The sequence below is a fragment of the Marinobacter sp. genome, from assembly GCF_965229985.1.
Taxonomy (GTDB): domain Bacteria; phylum Pseudomonadota; class Gammaproteobacteria; order Pseudomonadales; family Oleiphilaceae; genus Marinobacter.
The window spans coordinates 1,055,454-1,068,903 of the sequence record NZ_OZ245935.1; the positions used below are offsets into that span (position 1 = coordinate 1,055,454).

The window sequence follows — 13,450 nt, forward strand, 5'->3', positions numbered from 1 at the left end:
CCGTATCCTTATCTCAACCGGCGTGGGTTGAATTCAATCGTAAACTGTCGGAAATACCGTTCAAAGGTATCCCGATCATTGGGTATCGGGTAACGGCTCAGTGAGCGCACCGCCCCCAGGGCGGAATTATCAAACGCAGTGTTGCCACTGCTGCTGACCAGACGCACTCCTGCAAGCTCCCCCGTTGGCAACAGGGTAATCTGAAGCCGCGCAGTCATATCCTCCGTAGCCGAGGATGGCGGATACCACGCCTGGCTCAATCGCTCCCTGATCAGTGCCTGGTACTTCTCGCTCTCCGACAGCATCTGAGCTTCCCGGGCTTTCGCGGCAGCCGCCTCCTGCTGGCGACGTGCTTCCTCTTCCCGAGCCTTTTGAGCCGCCTCCGCCTGGGCTTCAAGCTGTTGTTCCCGCAGCTTGCGCTCCGCCTCAAGACGTTTGCGCTCTGCTTCCTGGCGGGCCAGTTCTTCCTGGCGCTTGCGCTCAGCCTCTTCACGCTTACGCTGTTCTTCCTGCCGCCGCTTCTCCTCTTCGGCCTTTCGTCTGGCCTCTTCCTGGCGGCGTTTTTCTTCCTCGGCTTGCTGTCGAGCCCGTTCCTTGGCCTCCGCTTCTGCCTTTTGACGCGCCGCTTCTTCTTCACGCGCTTTCTGGGCTTCACGTTCCTTCGCCTCGGCTTCCTGACGCTCCTGCTCTTTTTGCTGCTGCAGCCGCTTCTGCTCTTCCTGCCGCTTCTGCTCAGCGATACGGCGAGCTTCTTCTTCCTGCTTTTGCCGCTCTGCCTCCTCGCGGCGACGCTGCTCCTCAGCCCGGCGCTCCTCAGCGCGCTTCTGCTGATCATCTGGCTCAACAACCGGACTCGGCTCCGGCTCTTGCTGGGTAATCAACCGTGCCGATATGCTTCTGGGCGGCGGCTCGTGATCGGTACTGGTCCAGGACCAACCTGCCAGCGCAATACCCAGAATCAACAGATGAAGCGTTACCGAAAGCGCCACCGGTGATTTCCAGGGTGGCACTCCGGTTGTGGTTACTTCGCGCTCGTGATCTCTCACAACACTCCTGCCCGCACCACGATCAATTGTCGTCTCGGGGTGATTCAGTGATCAGGCCGATACTGCTCGCCCCGGCACCCTGTAATTCCGCCATCAATCTGACAACGGTGCCGTAAGGAACGTTTTCATCACCGCGAACCAGGATCTCACTTGAAGCGCGCTGCGAAAGAATCTTGGAGATCTGTTCCCGTAAATCCCCAAGAGTCATGGGGTCACTGCCTTCATCACCAATTTCGACGTAGTAAGCACCGTTCGCATCCACGGAAACAATGATCGACTCAACGTCTTTATCTGCCTGGATCGGGTCCGAGGTAGTCTGAGGCAAATCAACCTTGACTCCCTGGGTCAGCATCGGAGCGGTGACCATGAAAATAATCAGCAGCACCAGCATGACATCAATGTACGGAACCACGTTGATCTCGGACATTGGCTTACGCCGGTTTTCCGGCATCATTCCCATGCCTTTCATAAAGCAGTGCTCCTAAGCTGATCCCTGCCCATGAATTTCCGTGCCATCATGCGGCACCCTTTTCGCTCTGGTGCACGCGACGATGGAGAATGCTGGAAAACTCATCGGCAAAGGTTTCATAGTTCTTCAGCAGTGCATCGGACATGGCCGAGAAACGGTTGTAGGCGATAACCGCCGGTATTGCGGCAAACAGGCCCATGGCAGTCGCAATCAGGGCCTCCGAAATGCCGGGCGCCACCGTGGCCAGGGTTGCCTGCTGAACCTGGGCCAGGCCGCGGAACGAGTTCATGATGCCCCAGACGGTACCAAACAAGCCGATGTACGGACTGGTGGAGCCAACCGTGGCCAGAAACGGCAGGCTGGCCTCAAGCCTCTCGTGCTCCCGGGAGAAGGCCACACGCATTGCCCGCTGGGTACCTTCCATAACCGCATCGGCATCCCGGCTTTGCTGGCGCAAACGGGAAAACTCCTTGAAACCGGCCCGGAACAGGGACTCCATGCCGGAAAACGGCGTCGGATCGGCATTCACCTCCCGGTACAGCTGGCCCAGATCCATACCAGACCAGAAACGCTCTTCAAACGCCAGTTGAGCCCGCTTGGCTTTGCGGAATACCTGCAGACGCTGGAAAATCAACGCCCAGGACATGACCGACGCCAGGGCCAGCAAAAGCATGACCAGTTGCACCAAGACACCGGCATTTGCAATCAGGTACCAGACTGAAAGTTCTGAATCCACTTCTTACTCCTGGCTCGTTCTGTTTATCGTTTCAGTGGGCTGGACATTCCTGGCCAGCAATTCCTGCATGTTTTCCGGCAAACGCCGGGGGCGGCCGGTATCGAGCGCAACGCAGGCGACCCGCACATTGCTATCACTCAAAACCTTGCGGTCGGCGGCCCGCAGGACACGCTGCCGAAAATCCATCCATACCCGGCCAAACGCCACCGGTTCGGCAGTGACAAGCAGCTCATCATCAAGCTTTGCGGCTACCGCGTAATGAATGTCCAGACGCTGCACGACATAACTGATGTTGTCTGCCAGCCCCGCCCTGAGGCCAACTCCGCAACTGCGTACCCATTCGGTTCGGGCCCGCTCCATGTAATGGAGGTATTTGGCGTGAAATACGATGCCGCCGGCATCGGTGTCCTCAATATAGACCCGGATCGGCAGCTCGAACCTTGCCTCTGGCGCCTGTTCAACCAAAAAGATCGTCCTCCCTGCCCGACTTCGGCGGAATGACGCCGAAATGCTGATAGGCGTTGGAGGTCACCATCCGTCCCCTAGGGGTTCGGACCATGTAACCCTGCTGGATCAGGAATGGCTCAAGTACATCCTCAATGGTGCCGCGCTCTTCACTGATCGCGGCGGCAAGGCTTTCAACCCCCACCGGGCCACCGTCGAACTTTTCGATCATGGCCAGCAGCAGACGACGGTCCATATGATCGAAACCCTGGTTATCCACTTTCAGCATGTTCAGGGCCTGATCAGCTATGTCAGACGTGATCCGACCGTCGGAGCGCACCTCCGCAAAATCCCGCACCCGACGCAACAGACGGTTTGCGATCCGTGGCGTGCCCCTTGACCGACGGGCAATTTCAAACGCGCCCGCCTCATCAACGGCAACCGAAGAGAGCCGCGCGGAACGGAGAATGATGCTGGTGAGATCCTCGGTGTTGTAGAACTCCAGCCGCTGCACGATCCCGAAGCGATCCCGCAAGGGCGATGTCAGCAACCCCGCACGGGTGGTGGCCCCTACAAGAGTGAACGGCGGCAAATCAAGCTTGATGGATCGGGCCGCCGGACCCTCACCAATCATGATGTCGAGTTGGTAATCTTCCATCGCCGGATAAAGGACTTCTTCGACGGCGGCGCTGAGACGGTGTATCTCGTCGATGAAGAGAACGTCACCTTCTTCAAGATTGGTCAGCATGGCTGCCAGGTCCCCGGCTTTTTCAAGCACCGGACCAGAGGTGGTCTTGATGGACACGCCCATCTCGTTGGCGATGATATTGGCCAGGGTTGTCTTGCCCAGACCGGGCGGGCCAAAAATCAGAACGTGGTCCAGCGCTTCCTGACGGCCACGGGCAGCGGATATAAAAATATCCATCTGCTCACGAACCGTAGGCTGGCCAACGTATTCAGCCAGCAAGGTCGGGCGAATGGCCCTGTCCTGTACTTCCTCGTATTCACCGGCCCGGGCCGAGATCAACCGGTCGGATTCGATCATGGCATCACCCATAGTGTGGGAATCAACATCGTGCCTCACGTTTGCCCGCTATTCCAGCGCAGCCCCAATTGTACAAAGGGGTTTGCAGGTGTCACGTTACGCTCTCTACAGGTTCACGACAGGTTTTCACGCTCAGGCCGGTATCATGTTTCGCAGGGCCAGACGGATGAGGGTTTCGCTGGTCATACCCTCCTCGGCCACTTTGCTGATGGCCTTGGCGGCCTCCTGGGGCTTGTAACCCAGTGCAATAAGTGCGGCTTCCGCTTCCTCGGTGGCCGCCGGCCCGCCAGCGGGACCTTGTCCGCCCGGCTGCACAACTCCTGTCGTCTCTGGCGACGTTGGCACAAATTGCCCTTCAAGTTGCACTATCCGGTCCGCCATTTCAATAAGAAGGCGTTCTGCGGTTTTCTTGCCAACACCGGGGAGTTTGACCAGTGAGGCGGAGTCACGGTTCTCAACGCAGCGAATGAACTGTTGGGCGTCCAGACCGGAAAGAATGCCGACCGCCAGTTTCGGGCCAACACCGTTGACTTTGATCAGCAGGCGGAACAGGTCCCGGTCCAGGCTGGAGGCAAAGCCATAAAGGCTCTGGGCGTCTTCACGGACGGCAAAATGGGTGTGCAGGGTGACTTCATCGCCGGTTTCCGGCAGGTGAAAGAAGGTGGTGTAGGGAATGTCGACTTCGTAACCCAGGCCGGCGCACTCAACCAGCGCCTGGCCCGGAGCCTTTTCAACCAGAATACCTCGGATACGACCAATCAAGTTGAATCTCCTGTCGCTCCTGGGAGCGGTTTATTGTTGTCGCACGCGACCGCTTCGGACCTTTCCGGCGCCACTGGCCACCCGCAGAATACTCTGGCTCATGTGGGCGTGGCACATGGCAATGGCGAGCGCATCGGCCGCATCCGCCTGGGGTTTGCGTGAGAGCGAGAGCAACACCTGAACCATGTGCTGCACCTGGGACTTGTCAGCGCCACCCTTGCCAACCACTGCCTGTTTTACCTGCCTGGCAGAGTATTCATGAACCGCCAAACCACTGTTGGCGGCACTGACGATGGCCGCGCCGCGGGCCTGACCGAGTTTCAGAGCGGAATCGGGATTGCGGGCCATAAACACCTGCTCAATGGCAAATTCTTCCGGCCGATATTCTCCGATCAGGGTGGCAAGGCTCTGGAAGATGGTCTGGAGGCGCTCCGCCATGGGCTTCTCGCCCACCCGGATACAGCCACTGTCGATATACTCGATGTGTCGACCATCGGCGCGAATGACGCCGTAACCGGTTATTCGTGATCCCGGATCAACGCCCAGAATTATCGCCACATCAATGCCCCTGACTGGTTAAAGCGATTCCATGATTTCGCCGGAGATATCCGCGTTGTGGTAGACATTCTGAACATCGTCCAGATCTTCGAGCATATCAATAAGCTTCAGGATGGTTTCTGCGCCGTCCCGATCGAGCTCCACTCGCGTGGACGGAACCATGGTTACTTCGGCATTGTCCGGCACCAGACCGGCATTGACCAGCGATTCCTTGACGTCCAGAAACTGCTCGGGCGTGGTCACGATTTCCCAGGAGCCGTCGTCCTGGGCCGCAAGGTCCTCGGCGCCAGCGCTGAGCACGGCTTCCACCAGCCTGTCCTCTTCCCACTCCGGACCGTAGCTGATGATGCCCTGTTTGCTGAACAGGTAGGCCACCGAACCGTCAGTGCCGAGATTACCGCCCATCTTGTTGAATGCGTGACGGATCTCGGCAACGGACCGGTTCTTGTTATCGGTCATGACTTCCACGAAGATTGCCACGCCACCGGGACCATAGCCCTCGTAGGTCAACTCCTCGTAGTTGTCGTCATCGCCACCACCGGCGCCACGTTCTACCGCGCGCTCGATGGTGTCTTTTTTCATATTCGCGGTGAGCGCCTTGTCGATAACCGCGCGCAGACGGGGGTTATCGTCTGGATTCCCCCCGCCCTGGCGTGCGGCTACGGTCAGCTCACGAATGATTTTGGTGAAGATCTTGCCCCGCTTGGCATCCTGTGCCGCCTTGCGGTGCTTGATGTTGGCCCACTTACTGTGACCCGCCATACAGCTCCTCCCTTAAATCACTGACTTACTCGTTGCCCTCTCCGGCTTCCGCCTTGTTGCCTTCAACCGGCTTTGACGGCTTTCGCAGACGGATATGCAACTCACGCAGCTGCTTCTCATCCACTTCGCCCGGCGCCTGGGTCATCAGACAGGTGGCACTCTGGGTTTTCGGGAACGCGATGACGTCACGGATAGACGTCGCACCAGTCATCAACATGACCAGACGGTCCAGGCCGAACGCCAGGCCACCATGGGGCGGGCAACCGAACTTCAGGGCATCCAGCAGGAAGCCGAACTTGGCTCGGGCTTCTTCCTCGCCGATACCCAGGATGCGGAACACCGCTTCCTGCATTTTCTCATCGTGAATACGGATAGAACCGCCACCCAGCTCGGTACCGTTCAGCACCATATCATAGGCGCGGGACAGCGCATTGGCGGGGTCTGCGGCCAGGTCTTCCGGGCTGCAGGAAGGCGCAGTGAACGGGTGGTGAATCGCGGTCAGGCCGCCGTCCGGGGTTTCTTCGAACATCGGGAAATCCACAACCCAGAGCGGTGCCCACTCGGAGGTCAGCATGTCCAGATCGTGACCGATCTTGATCCGCAGTGCGCCCAGGGCCTCGTTGACCACGTTGGTCTTGTCCGCACCGAAGAACACGATGTCGCCGTCTTCGGCACCTACGCGCTCCATGATGGCCAGAGCAATGTCATCGCCCAGGAACTTGATGATCGGGGACTGCAGACCTTCAACGCCCTTGGACAGATCATTGACCTTGATATAGGCAAGACCCTTGGCGCCGTATATACCGACGAACTTGGTGTAGTCATCAATCTGCTTCCGGGTCAGCTCACCACCCTTCGGCACACGCAAAGCCGCCACACGACCCTTTGGATCCTTGGCGGGACCGGCGAAGACCTTGAAGTCTACCCCTTCAACCAGATCGTTCACATCCAGCAGCTCCAGCGGGATACGCAGATCCGGCTTATCGCTGCCGTAACGTTGCATTGCCTCGGCATACGGCATTTGCGGGAAGGACGGCAGTTCAACCTCCAGCACATCCTTGAACAGCGCCCGGATCATGTCCTCGTTTAGCTTCATCAGGGTCTCTTCATCAATGAAAGAGGCCTCGATGTCTACCTGAGTGAACTCCGGCTGACGATCTGCACGCAGGTCTTCATCCCGGAAACACTTGGCGATCTGGTAGTAACGATCAACACCAGACACCATCAGCAACTGCTTGAACAGCTGGGGAGACTGCGGAAGCGCGAAGAAGGAGCCTTCATGGGTACGGCTCGGCACCAGGTAATCCCGCGCGCCTTCCGGCGTGGCACGGGTCAGGATAGGAGTTTCCACATCCATGAAGCCGTTGCTGTCGAGGTAGTTACGGATATAACTGGTTACCCGGGAACGGAAACGCAGGCGGTTGATCATCTCCGGACGACGCAGGTCCACAAACCGGTAGCGCAGGCGCACGTCCTCGCCCACATCGACATGCTCATCCAGCGGGAACGGCGGCGTTGCGGCGGCGTTCAGGATGCTCAGTTCTTTACCCAGAAGCTCAACCTGCCCGGTCGGCATGTTGTTGTTCTCGGTGCCGGCAGGACGACGACGCACCCGGCCGGTTACCTTGATCACGAACTCGCTGCGGACTTTTTCCGCAAGCGCAAAGCTCTCAGGGGTATCAGGATCAACAACCACCTGAGACATACCATCCCGATCCCGCAGATCCAGGAAGATAACCCCACCGTGGTCACGGCGGCGGTGTACCCATCCGCAAAGCGTGACTTCCTGATCGATGTGGGATTCGTTAATCCCACCGCAATAGTGACTGCGCATACCGGTTCCCGTTACGTTTAATGTGTTCAAATTTGTTGCTCGAAGTGCCCGCTGAAAATGCTGCGACCATAGCGGAAAAGCCGCCCATTATAAACACTATTGGCCCGAAAATCAGGCGCCCCTGAGGCGTAAATTGGAAGGCAGGATGACTGCGGGGTATTAGAGGACTAGAATGCTGATTTTTAACGGCAGAGGGATGGAGTCTCACCTTGGCAACCAGAGCGGAGCAGAAACTGAAAACCCGGCGGGCACTGATGGATGCGGCGCTCTCGCAACTGAGTGCCGACCGGGGCTTTGGCAGCCTGAGTTTAAGGGAAGTTGCCCGGGAAGCGGGAATCGCCCCCACGTCTTTCTACCGGCACTTTGCGGAGCTTGATGAACTGGGGCTGGCTCTGGTGGACGAAGGCGGCGTGGCGCTGAGGCAACTGATGCGTCAGGCCCGCAAGCGGATTGCCCGGGACGGTGGCAGCGCCATTTCCACTTCTGTGGAAACCTTCATGGAGTACCTGGGCAACAACGCGAATCTGTTCCGACTGATGCTGCGGGAAAGAACCGGGGTATCCAAGCCGTTCCGGACAGCGGTAAAGGCCGAGATTGATCATTTTGTCACCGAGCTGGCAGATGATCTTCGGCGGATCGCCGATGAACAGAACAGACCGCTTTCCGAAGCAAGACTGGTGGCCGAATCAATGGTGACGCTGGTCTTCAATCAGGGGGCCGAAGCGCTTGATGCAACGCCGGCAGAACGTGAAGAACTCAAGGCCAAGCTGAAAACCGAGCTCCGGATGATTCTGGTGGGCTCGCAGACTCTGGCAAAGCGCCAGTAGCCTGCACTGGGATTAAACGCCCGCTTTCAGTTCCGCCAGCACTGGCGCCAGTCGTTGCCGAACCTGCTCCAATTCCTCATCGGAATACGGTACCGGCGCCCGCTTGCCCCATATCGGGCCCGGCCAGGCCGGATCGCCCTCGAACCGCACGATGTGATGAAGATGAAGCTGGGGCACCATGTTGCCAAGGGCGGCGACATTCATCTTGTCGCCGCCGAAAACGTCCATCATGGCTTCACTGAGGGCCGAGGACTCGCGGACCAGCTGGTGCTGCTGATCCGCCGACAACTGGTAAATCTCCCGGATCCCGGCAACCGCCGGCACCAGGAGCACCCAAGGCCAGGTACTGTCGTTCATCAGTCGGATTTCACACAGCGAGGTGCTTCCAAGGCCCATCGTGTCGGCCTCCAGTCGCTCATGTAACCGGAAAACCACCGGCTCACTCATGATTCCCTCCCCATTATCTGCATTTACTCCGAGTGGAACCGCGTACGGCCACGGCCAATGGCGTAGTAAATGAGGCCGTAGCGCTCGAGCATTTCCGGCTCGTAGAGGTTGCGGCCGTCAAAGACCACTTGCTCGCGAATGGTCGCTGCAATGGATTCAAAGTCCGGCGAACGAAACTCCTTCCACTCGGTACAGATCGCCAGCACATCTGCACCCTTGAGAGCCTGCTCTTTGGTACCACACAGGGTCAGGCCATCCTGATCACCATAAATACGCTGGGTTTCTTCCATGGCCTCCGGGTCAAAAGCCTGCACCTTGGCACCGGCCTTCCAGAGATCTTCCATCAGAGTGCGGGAAGAGGCTTCGCGCATATCATCCGTATTTGGCTTGAATGCCAGTCCCCAGAGCGCGACGACCTTGCCATTCAGATCGCCGCCAAAGTAATGGCTGATCTTGTCGAACAGCACGTGTTTCTGGGCATAGTTCACCGATTCAACTGCGTTCAGCAAGCGTGCTTCATAGCCGCAGTCGCTGGCGGTTCGGGCCAATGCCTGGACATCCTTCGGGAAACAGGAGCCGCCGTAACCACAACCCGGATAGATGAAGTGATAGCCAATCCGCGGGTCGGAACCAATGCCCCGGCGCACGGCTTCAATATCGGCTCCCAGCCGCTCTGCCAGGTTCGCAATCTCGTTCATGAAGCTGATTTTGGTGGCCAGCATGGAGTTGGCCGCATACTTGGTAAGTTCCGCGGACCGCAGATCCATAAAGATCATCCGGTCATGGTTGCGATTAAACGGGTAGTAAACCTCCCGCAGCAGTTCCGCCGCCCGCTCGCTGTCGGTACCGACAACAATACGATCAGGCTTCATAAAATCGTTGATGGCCGCGCCTTCCTTGAGAAACTCCGGGTTGGACACCACATCAAAATCGAGCTCCAGACCACGACGGTCCAGCTGGGCGCGAACCGCAGCCCGGACCTTGTCGCCGGTACCCACCGGTACCGTGGACTTGTCGACCACCACCTTGTAGTCCTCCATGTGTTCACCAATGGAACGGGCTACGGCAGTAACATACTGGAGGTCGGCAGAACCGTCTTCGTCCGGGGGCGTGCCCACTGCGATAAACTGGAGTGTTCCGTGACGGACGGCCTCTTCGGTATCTGTTGTGAAGGAGAGGCGGCCCGCCTCAACGGTGTGCTTAACGATATTTTCGAGCCCCGGCTCATAGATGGGAATCTGGCCATTCTTGAGCTTTTCAATCTTGCCCTGGTCAACATCCATACACAGTACATTGTGGCCAACATCCGCCAGGCATGCGCCGGTGACCAGGCCTACATAGCCTGTTCCAAAAATCGTTATTTTCATCCTTTAAATCCCGATACAAATACAGAAAAGTTATTGGGCGTTGTCGGCTTTTTTCTTCTGCCAGATCGCTTCCCACGCCAGAGCCGTGCTCACAATCGTTTCCAGATTGTCGTAATCAGGCTGCCAGCCCAGGGTCTGGCGAATACGCGTGTTGTCCGCCATCAGCGCCGCCGGATCGCCGGCGCGGCGGCCCGTTTCGGTGACCGGAAAATCAACGCCGGATTGCGCCTTGACCACATCAATCACTTCCCGGACCGTAAAGCCGCGACCATAACCGCAGTTCATTACCTTCGAATGACCACCGTCTGCCATGTAGCCCAGCGCCATTACATGAGCCTTGGCGAGATCTTCCACATGGATGTAGTCACGAATGCAGGTGCCATCCCGGGTATCGTAATCGGTGCCGAAGACACCCATCCCCTCACGCTGGCCGGTCACGCATTCGCACGCCACCTTGATCAGATGCGTAGCTTCGGGCGTAGCCTGGCCCAGCAGCCCTTCCGGATTGGCGCCTGCCACATTGAAGTAACGCAGAATCACATAGTTGAGGCTTGAGGCTGCAGACAGATCCATGATCATCCGCTCGCTCATCATCTTGGACGCGCCGTAGGGATTGATCGGAGCCAGCGGCAGATCCTCGGTGAGCACCGTCTGCTCGGGCATACCATAAACGGCGGCGGTGGAGGAAAACACCATGTAAGGCACTTGGTGCTTTTCGACCGCTTTCAGCAGGTTCAGGGTATTGCGGGTGTTGTTGCTGTAGTACTTCAGGGGGTTGGCGACGGATTCCGGCACCACAATGTTGGCCGCAAAATGCAGAACGGCTTCAAACCGGTGACGGGAGAACAGATCCTCGACCGCCCCCTCATCAGCCAGATCGCCGACCACCAGTTCGCCGGCGGTCACCGCCCAGCGGTAGCCTGTAGAGAGGTTATCGAACACCACGATATCGTGACCAGCCTGGCCAAGCTGACGAACAACATGACTGCCAATATACCCGGCTCCGCCGGTAACGAGGACTTTCATAGGCGAGAACTACTCCTTCCCTGAATTCTGTTTACGCAAACGCCGGATCTCTGCCCGGCGCCGGCTGAAAAACTCACTGATCACCTGGCTGCACTGGCCTGAGAGAACACCGCCAACCGCCGTCACATCCCAGTTAAGGTGGGGCTCCTCAAGCGTTCGGCGTGCAGATTCTATTGCCCCGGCCTTGGGCTCACTGGCACCGTAGACAAGCCGACTGATGCGGCCATGAACGATAGCGCCCACGCACATGGTACAGGGCTCCAGAGTAACGTAAAGCGTGGCATCGGGCAGCCGATAATTGCCCACCCGGGCGGCGGCATCGCGCAAAGCCCGGATTTCCGCATGAGCCGTGGGATCGCAACCGGAAATCGGCGCGTTAAAACCAGCGCCGACTTCTTTACCGTCCAGAACCACAACAGCACCAACAGGCACTTCGCCTTTGGCTGCGGCTTCACCAGCCAGCTGCAGCGCTCGAGTCATCCAGTATTTGTCTTCCGCTGTCACCTCAGACATCGGACCCGATCACCCGCTGATTATTCCCACTCAATCGTTGCCGGTGGCTTGGACGAAACATCGTAGGTCACCCGGGAAACGCCGGTGATCTCGTTGATGATCCGGTTGGACACGGTTTCAAGCAGATCATAGGGAAGATGCGCCCAGCGGGCGGTCATGAAATCGATGGTTTCTACCGCCCGGAGGGCCACTACGTATTCGTAGCGGCGGGCATCTCCTACCACGCCTACCGACTTGACCGGCAGGAACACCGCAAAGGCCTGGCTGGTCTTGTGGTAGAAATCCGCGCGATGAAGTTCTTCCAGGAATATGGCATCGGCCTTGCGCAGGATATCGGCGTATTCCTTTTTCACTTCGCCAAGAATACGCACGCCGAGGCCCGGCCCCGGGAACGGGTGGCGGTAAACCATGTCGTACGGAAGGCCGAGCTCAAGTCCGATCCGGCGGACCTCATCCTTGAACAGCTCCCGCAGCGGTTCAACCAGCTTCATTTTCATGGTTTCCGGCAAGCCACCTACGTTGTGGTGTGACTTGATCACATGGGCCTTGCCGGTTTTGGAGGCGGCAGACTCGATGACGTCGGGATAGATCGTGCCCTGGGCCAGCCAGTTCACGTCCTTGATGTTGGCCGCCTCGTCATCAAACACGTCGATAAAGGTATTGCCAATAATCTTGCGCTTCTGCTCGGGATCACTCACGCCCTTGAGTTTCGACAGGAACAGGTCTTCGGCATCAACCCGAATCACTTTCACGCCCATGTTGCTGGCGAACATATCCATCACCTGGTCGCCTTCGTGAAGACGCAGGAGGCCATTGTCTACGAACACACAGGTCAGTTGGTCACCGATCGCGCGGTGAAGCAGCGCAGCCGTTACCGAGGAATCAACACCGCCGGACAGGCCAAGCAGTACCTTGTCAGTGCCGACCTGTTCACGAATCTGCTGAACCGCGTCATCCACAATTTTGGCCGGTGTCCAGAGAGCCTCGCATTTACAGATGGTCAGAATGAAATGCTCAAGAATCCGCTTACCCTGAAGGGTGTGGGTAACCTCGGGGTGGAACTGAACACCGTACAAATTCCGGCTGAGATCCTGCATTGCGGAAATCGGAGCACTCTCGGTGGAGGCCAGCAGCTCGAAGCCTTCCGGCATCGCCACCACCTTGTCACCGTGACTCATCCACACGTCCAGAAGAGACTCTCCAGCCGGCGTCAGGTGATCGGTGATATCCGCCAGCAGTGGCCCTTTGGCGCGAACCTTCACCTGAGCATAGCCAAACTCTCGCTTCTCGGAACTGGCAACGCGGCCGCCAAGCTGCTCTGCCATGGTTTGCATGCCGTAACAGATACCGAGAATCGGAATGCCGCGGTCAAACAACCCTTCCGGCGCCCGGGGACCGCCCAGCTGAGTTACTGACTCCGGACCACCTGCAAGAATAATCCCCTTGGGATTGAACTCATTGAGCTCGTCATCGGTGATATCGAACGCCTTGATTTCACAGTAAACGCCGATCTCCCTTACACGGCGGGCAATCAGCTGGGTGTACTGGGAACCGAAATCGAGAATCAGGATGCGGTGGTCGTGAATGTTCTGGGCCATGGAGTCCTCGGAGCTG

At 58.0% G+C, this 13,450-nt stretch carries 15 protein-coding genes; 1 reads left to right on the forward strand and 14 read right to left on the reverse strand.

The genetic code is table 11. The features are described 5' to 3' along the window. Positions 1–8 precede the first annotated feature (8 nt). The 9 genes from tolA to aspS form a co-directional block, all read right to left on the reverse strand. A complete protein-coding gene (tolA, locus tag ACO06L_RS04780; protein ID WP_202347544.1) occupies positions 9–989 on the reverse strand; it encodes a cell envelope integrity protein TolA in 981 nt (326 codons plus the stop codon). A 79-nt stretch (positions 990–1,068) separates the two neighbouring features. Continuing rightward, complete coding sequence (gene tolR, locus ACO06L_RS04785) at positions 1,069–1,515, reverse strand: protein TolR (protein WP_202347516.1); 447 nt, start codon at positions 1,513–1,515, stop codon at positions 1,069–1,071. 46 nt (positions 1,516–1,561) lie between these two features. Further along, on the reverse strand, positions 1,562–2,251 hold the full coding sequence (tolQ, locus tag ACO06L_RS04790) for a protein TolQ (protein ID WP_064230142.1): 690 nt from the start codon (positions 2,249–2,251) through the stop codon (positions 1,562–1,564). Positions 2,252–2,254: 3 nt separating this feature from the next. After that, complete coding sequence (locus tag ACO06L_RS04795; RefSeq protein WP_064230143.1) at positions 2,255–2,716, reverse strand: YbgC/FadM family acyl-CoA thioesterase; 462 nt, start codon at positions 2,714–2,716, stop codon at positions 2,255–2,257. Further along, positions 2,709–3,740 (reverse strand): Holliday junction branch migration DNA helicase RuvB, encoded by a 1,032-nt coding sequence (ruvB, locus tag ACO06L_RS04800; RefSeq protein WP_008169131.1) that lies wholly within the window; start codon positions 3,738–3,740, stop codon positions 2,709–2,711. Before ruvB ends, ACO06L_RS04795 begins: the two co-directional genes overlap by 8 nt. Before the next feature lie 132 nt (positions 3,741–3,872). Continuing rightward, a complete protein-coding gene (gene ruvA, locus ACO06L_RS04805; protein WP_064230144.1) occupies positions 3,873–4,502 on the reverse strand; it encodes a Holliday junction branch migration protein RuvA in 630 nt (209 codons plus the stop codon). A 30-nt stretch (positions 4,503–4,532) separates the two neighbouring features. After that, positions 4,533–5,060 carry a crossover junction endodeoxyribonuclease RuvC gene (gene ruvC, locus ACO06L_RS04810; protein WP_014577393.1) on the reverse strand — a complete coding sequence of 176 codons (528 nt, stop codon included), beginning with the start codon at positions 5,058–5,060 and terminating at the stop codon, positions 4,533–4,535. Between the two features lie 18 nt (positions 5,061–5,078). After that, positions 5,079–5,822 carry a YebC/PmpR family DNA-binding transcriptional regulator gene (locus ACO06L_RS04815; protein ID WP_064230145.1) on the reverse strand — a complete coding sequence of 248 codons (744 nt, stop codon included), beginning with the start codon at positions 5,820–5,822 and terminating at the stop codon, positions 5,079–5,081. A gap of 25 nt (positions 5,823–5,847) precedes the next feature. Further along, entirely contained in the window at positions 5,848–7,656 is a 1,809-nt protein-coding gene (gene aspS, locus ACO06L_RS04820; RefSeq protein ID WP_064230146.1) for an aspartate--tRNA ligase, read from the reverse strand. 209 nt (positions 7,657–7,865) lie between these two features. On the opposite strand from aspS, the gene fabR reads away from it, so the two are divergent. Beyond that, positions 7,866–8,483: an HTH-type transcriptional repressor FabR gene (gene fabR, locus ACO06L_RS04825; RefSeq protein ID WP_064230147.1), complete on the forward strand. Its 618-nt coding sequence runs from the start codon at positions 7,866–7,868 to the stop codon at positions 8,481–8,483. Positions 8,484–8,495: 12 nt separating this feature from the next. Here fabR and ACO06L_RS04830 read toward each other — a convergent pair whose 3' ends face one another. From ACO06L_RS04830 to guaA, 5 genes are read right to left on the reverse strand one after another with little or no spacing between them, the layout of a single operon-like run. Then, positions 8,496–8,930 carry an HIT domain-containing protein gene (locus ACO06L_RS04830; protein WP_064230148.1) on the reverse strand — a complete coding sequence of 145 codons (435 nt, stop codon included), beginning with the start codon at positions 8,928–8,930 and terminating at the stop codon, positions 8,496–8,498. Between the two features lie 23 nt (positions 8,931–8,953). Beyond that, entirely contained in the window at positions 8,954–10,297 is a 1,344-nt protein-coding gene (locus tag ACO06L_RS04835; RefSeq protein ID WP_064230149.1) for a UDP-glucose dehydrogenase family protein, read from the reverse strand. A 30-nt stretch (positions 10,298–10,327) separates the two neighbouring features. Next, a complete protein-coding gene (gene galE / locus ACO06L_RS04840) occupies positions 10,328–11,323 on the reverse strand; it encodes a UDP-glucose 4-epimerase GalE (RefSeq protein ID WP_202347515.1) in 996 nt (331 codons plus the stop codon). A 9-nt stretch (positions 11,324–11,332) separates the two neighbouring features. Continuing rightward, positions 11,333–11,836 carry a tRNA adenosine(34) deaminase TadA gene (tadA, locus tag ACO06L_RS04845; RefSeq protein WP_064230151.1) on the reverse strand — a complete coding sequence of 168 codons (504 nt, stop codon included), beginning with the start codon at positions 11,834–11,836 and terminating at the stop codon, positions 11,333–11,335. Positions 11,837–11,856: 20 nt separating this feature from the next. Next, a complete protein-coding gene (gene guaA / locus ACO06L_RS04850; RefSeq protein ID WP_202347514.1) occupies positions 11,857–13,434 on the reverse strand; it encodes a glutamine-hydrolyzing GMP synthase in 1,578 nt (525 codons plus the stop codon). Positions 13,435–13,450: the final 16 nt, after the last annotated feature.

What these genes read in the sequence shown, in the direction of transcription:
- tadA (WP_064230151.1), bottom strand. Translation starts at nt 11,836, where the DNA reads ATGTCTGAGGTGACAGCGGAAGACAAATACTGGATGACTCGAGCGCTG.
- tolR (WP_202347516.1), bottom strand. Translation starts at nt 1,515, where the DNA reads ATGAAAGGCATGGGAATGATGCCGGAAAACCGGCGTAAGCCAATGTCC.
- ruvB (WP_008169131.1), bottom strand. Translation starts at nt 3,740, where the DNA reads ATGATCGAATCCGACCGGTTGATCTCGGCCCGGGCCGGTGAATACGAG.
- ACO06L_RS04815 (WP_064230145.1), bottom strand. Translation starts at nt 5,822, where the DNA reads ATGGCGGGTCACAGTAAGTGGGCCAACATCAAGCACCGCAAGGCGGCA.
- guaA (WP_202347514.1), bottom strand. Translation starts at nt 13,434, where the DNA reads ATGGCCCAGAACATTCACGACCACCGCATCCTGATTCTCGATTTCGGT.
- ACO06L_RS04830 (WP_064230148.1), bottom strand. Translation starts at nt 8,930, where the DNA reads ATGAGTGAGCCGGTGGTTTTCCGGTTACATGAGCGACTGGAGGCCGAC.
- galE (WP_202347515.1), bottom strand. Translation starts at nt 11,323, where the DNA reads ATGAAAGTCCTCGTTACCGGCGGAGCCGGGTATATTGGCAGTCATGTT.
- ACO06L_RS04835 (WP_064230149.1), bottom strand. Translation starts at nt 10,297, where the DNA reads ATGAAAATAACGATTTTTGGAACAGGCTATGTAGGCCTGGTCACCGGC.
- aspS (WP_064230146.1), bottom strand. Translation starts at nt 7,656, where the DNA reads ATGCGCAGTCACTATTGCGGTGGGATTAACGAATCCCACATCGATCAG.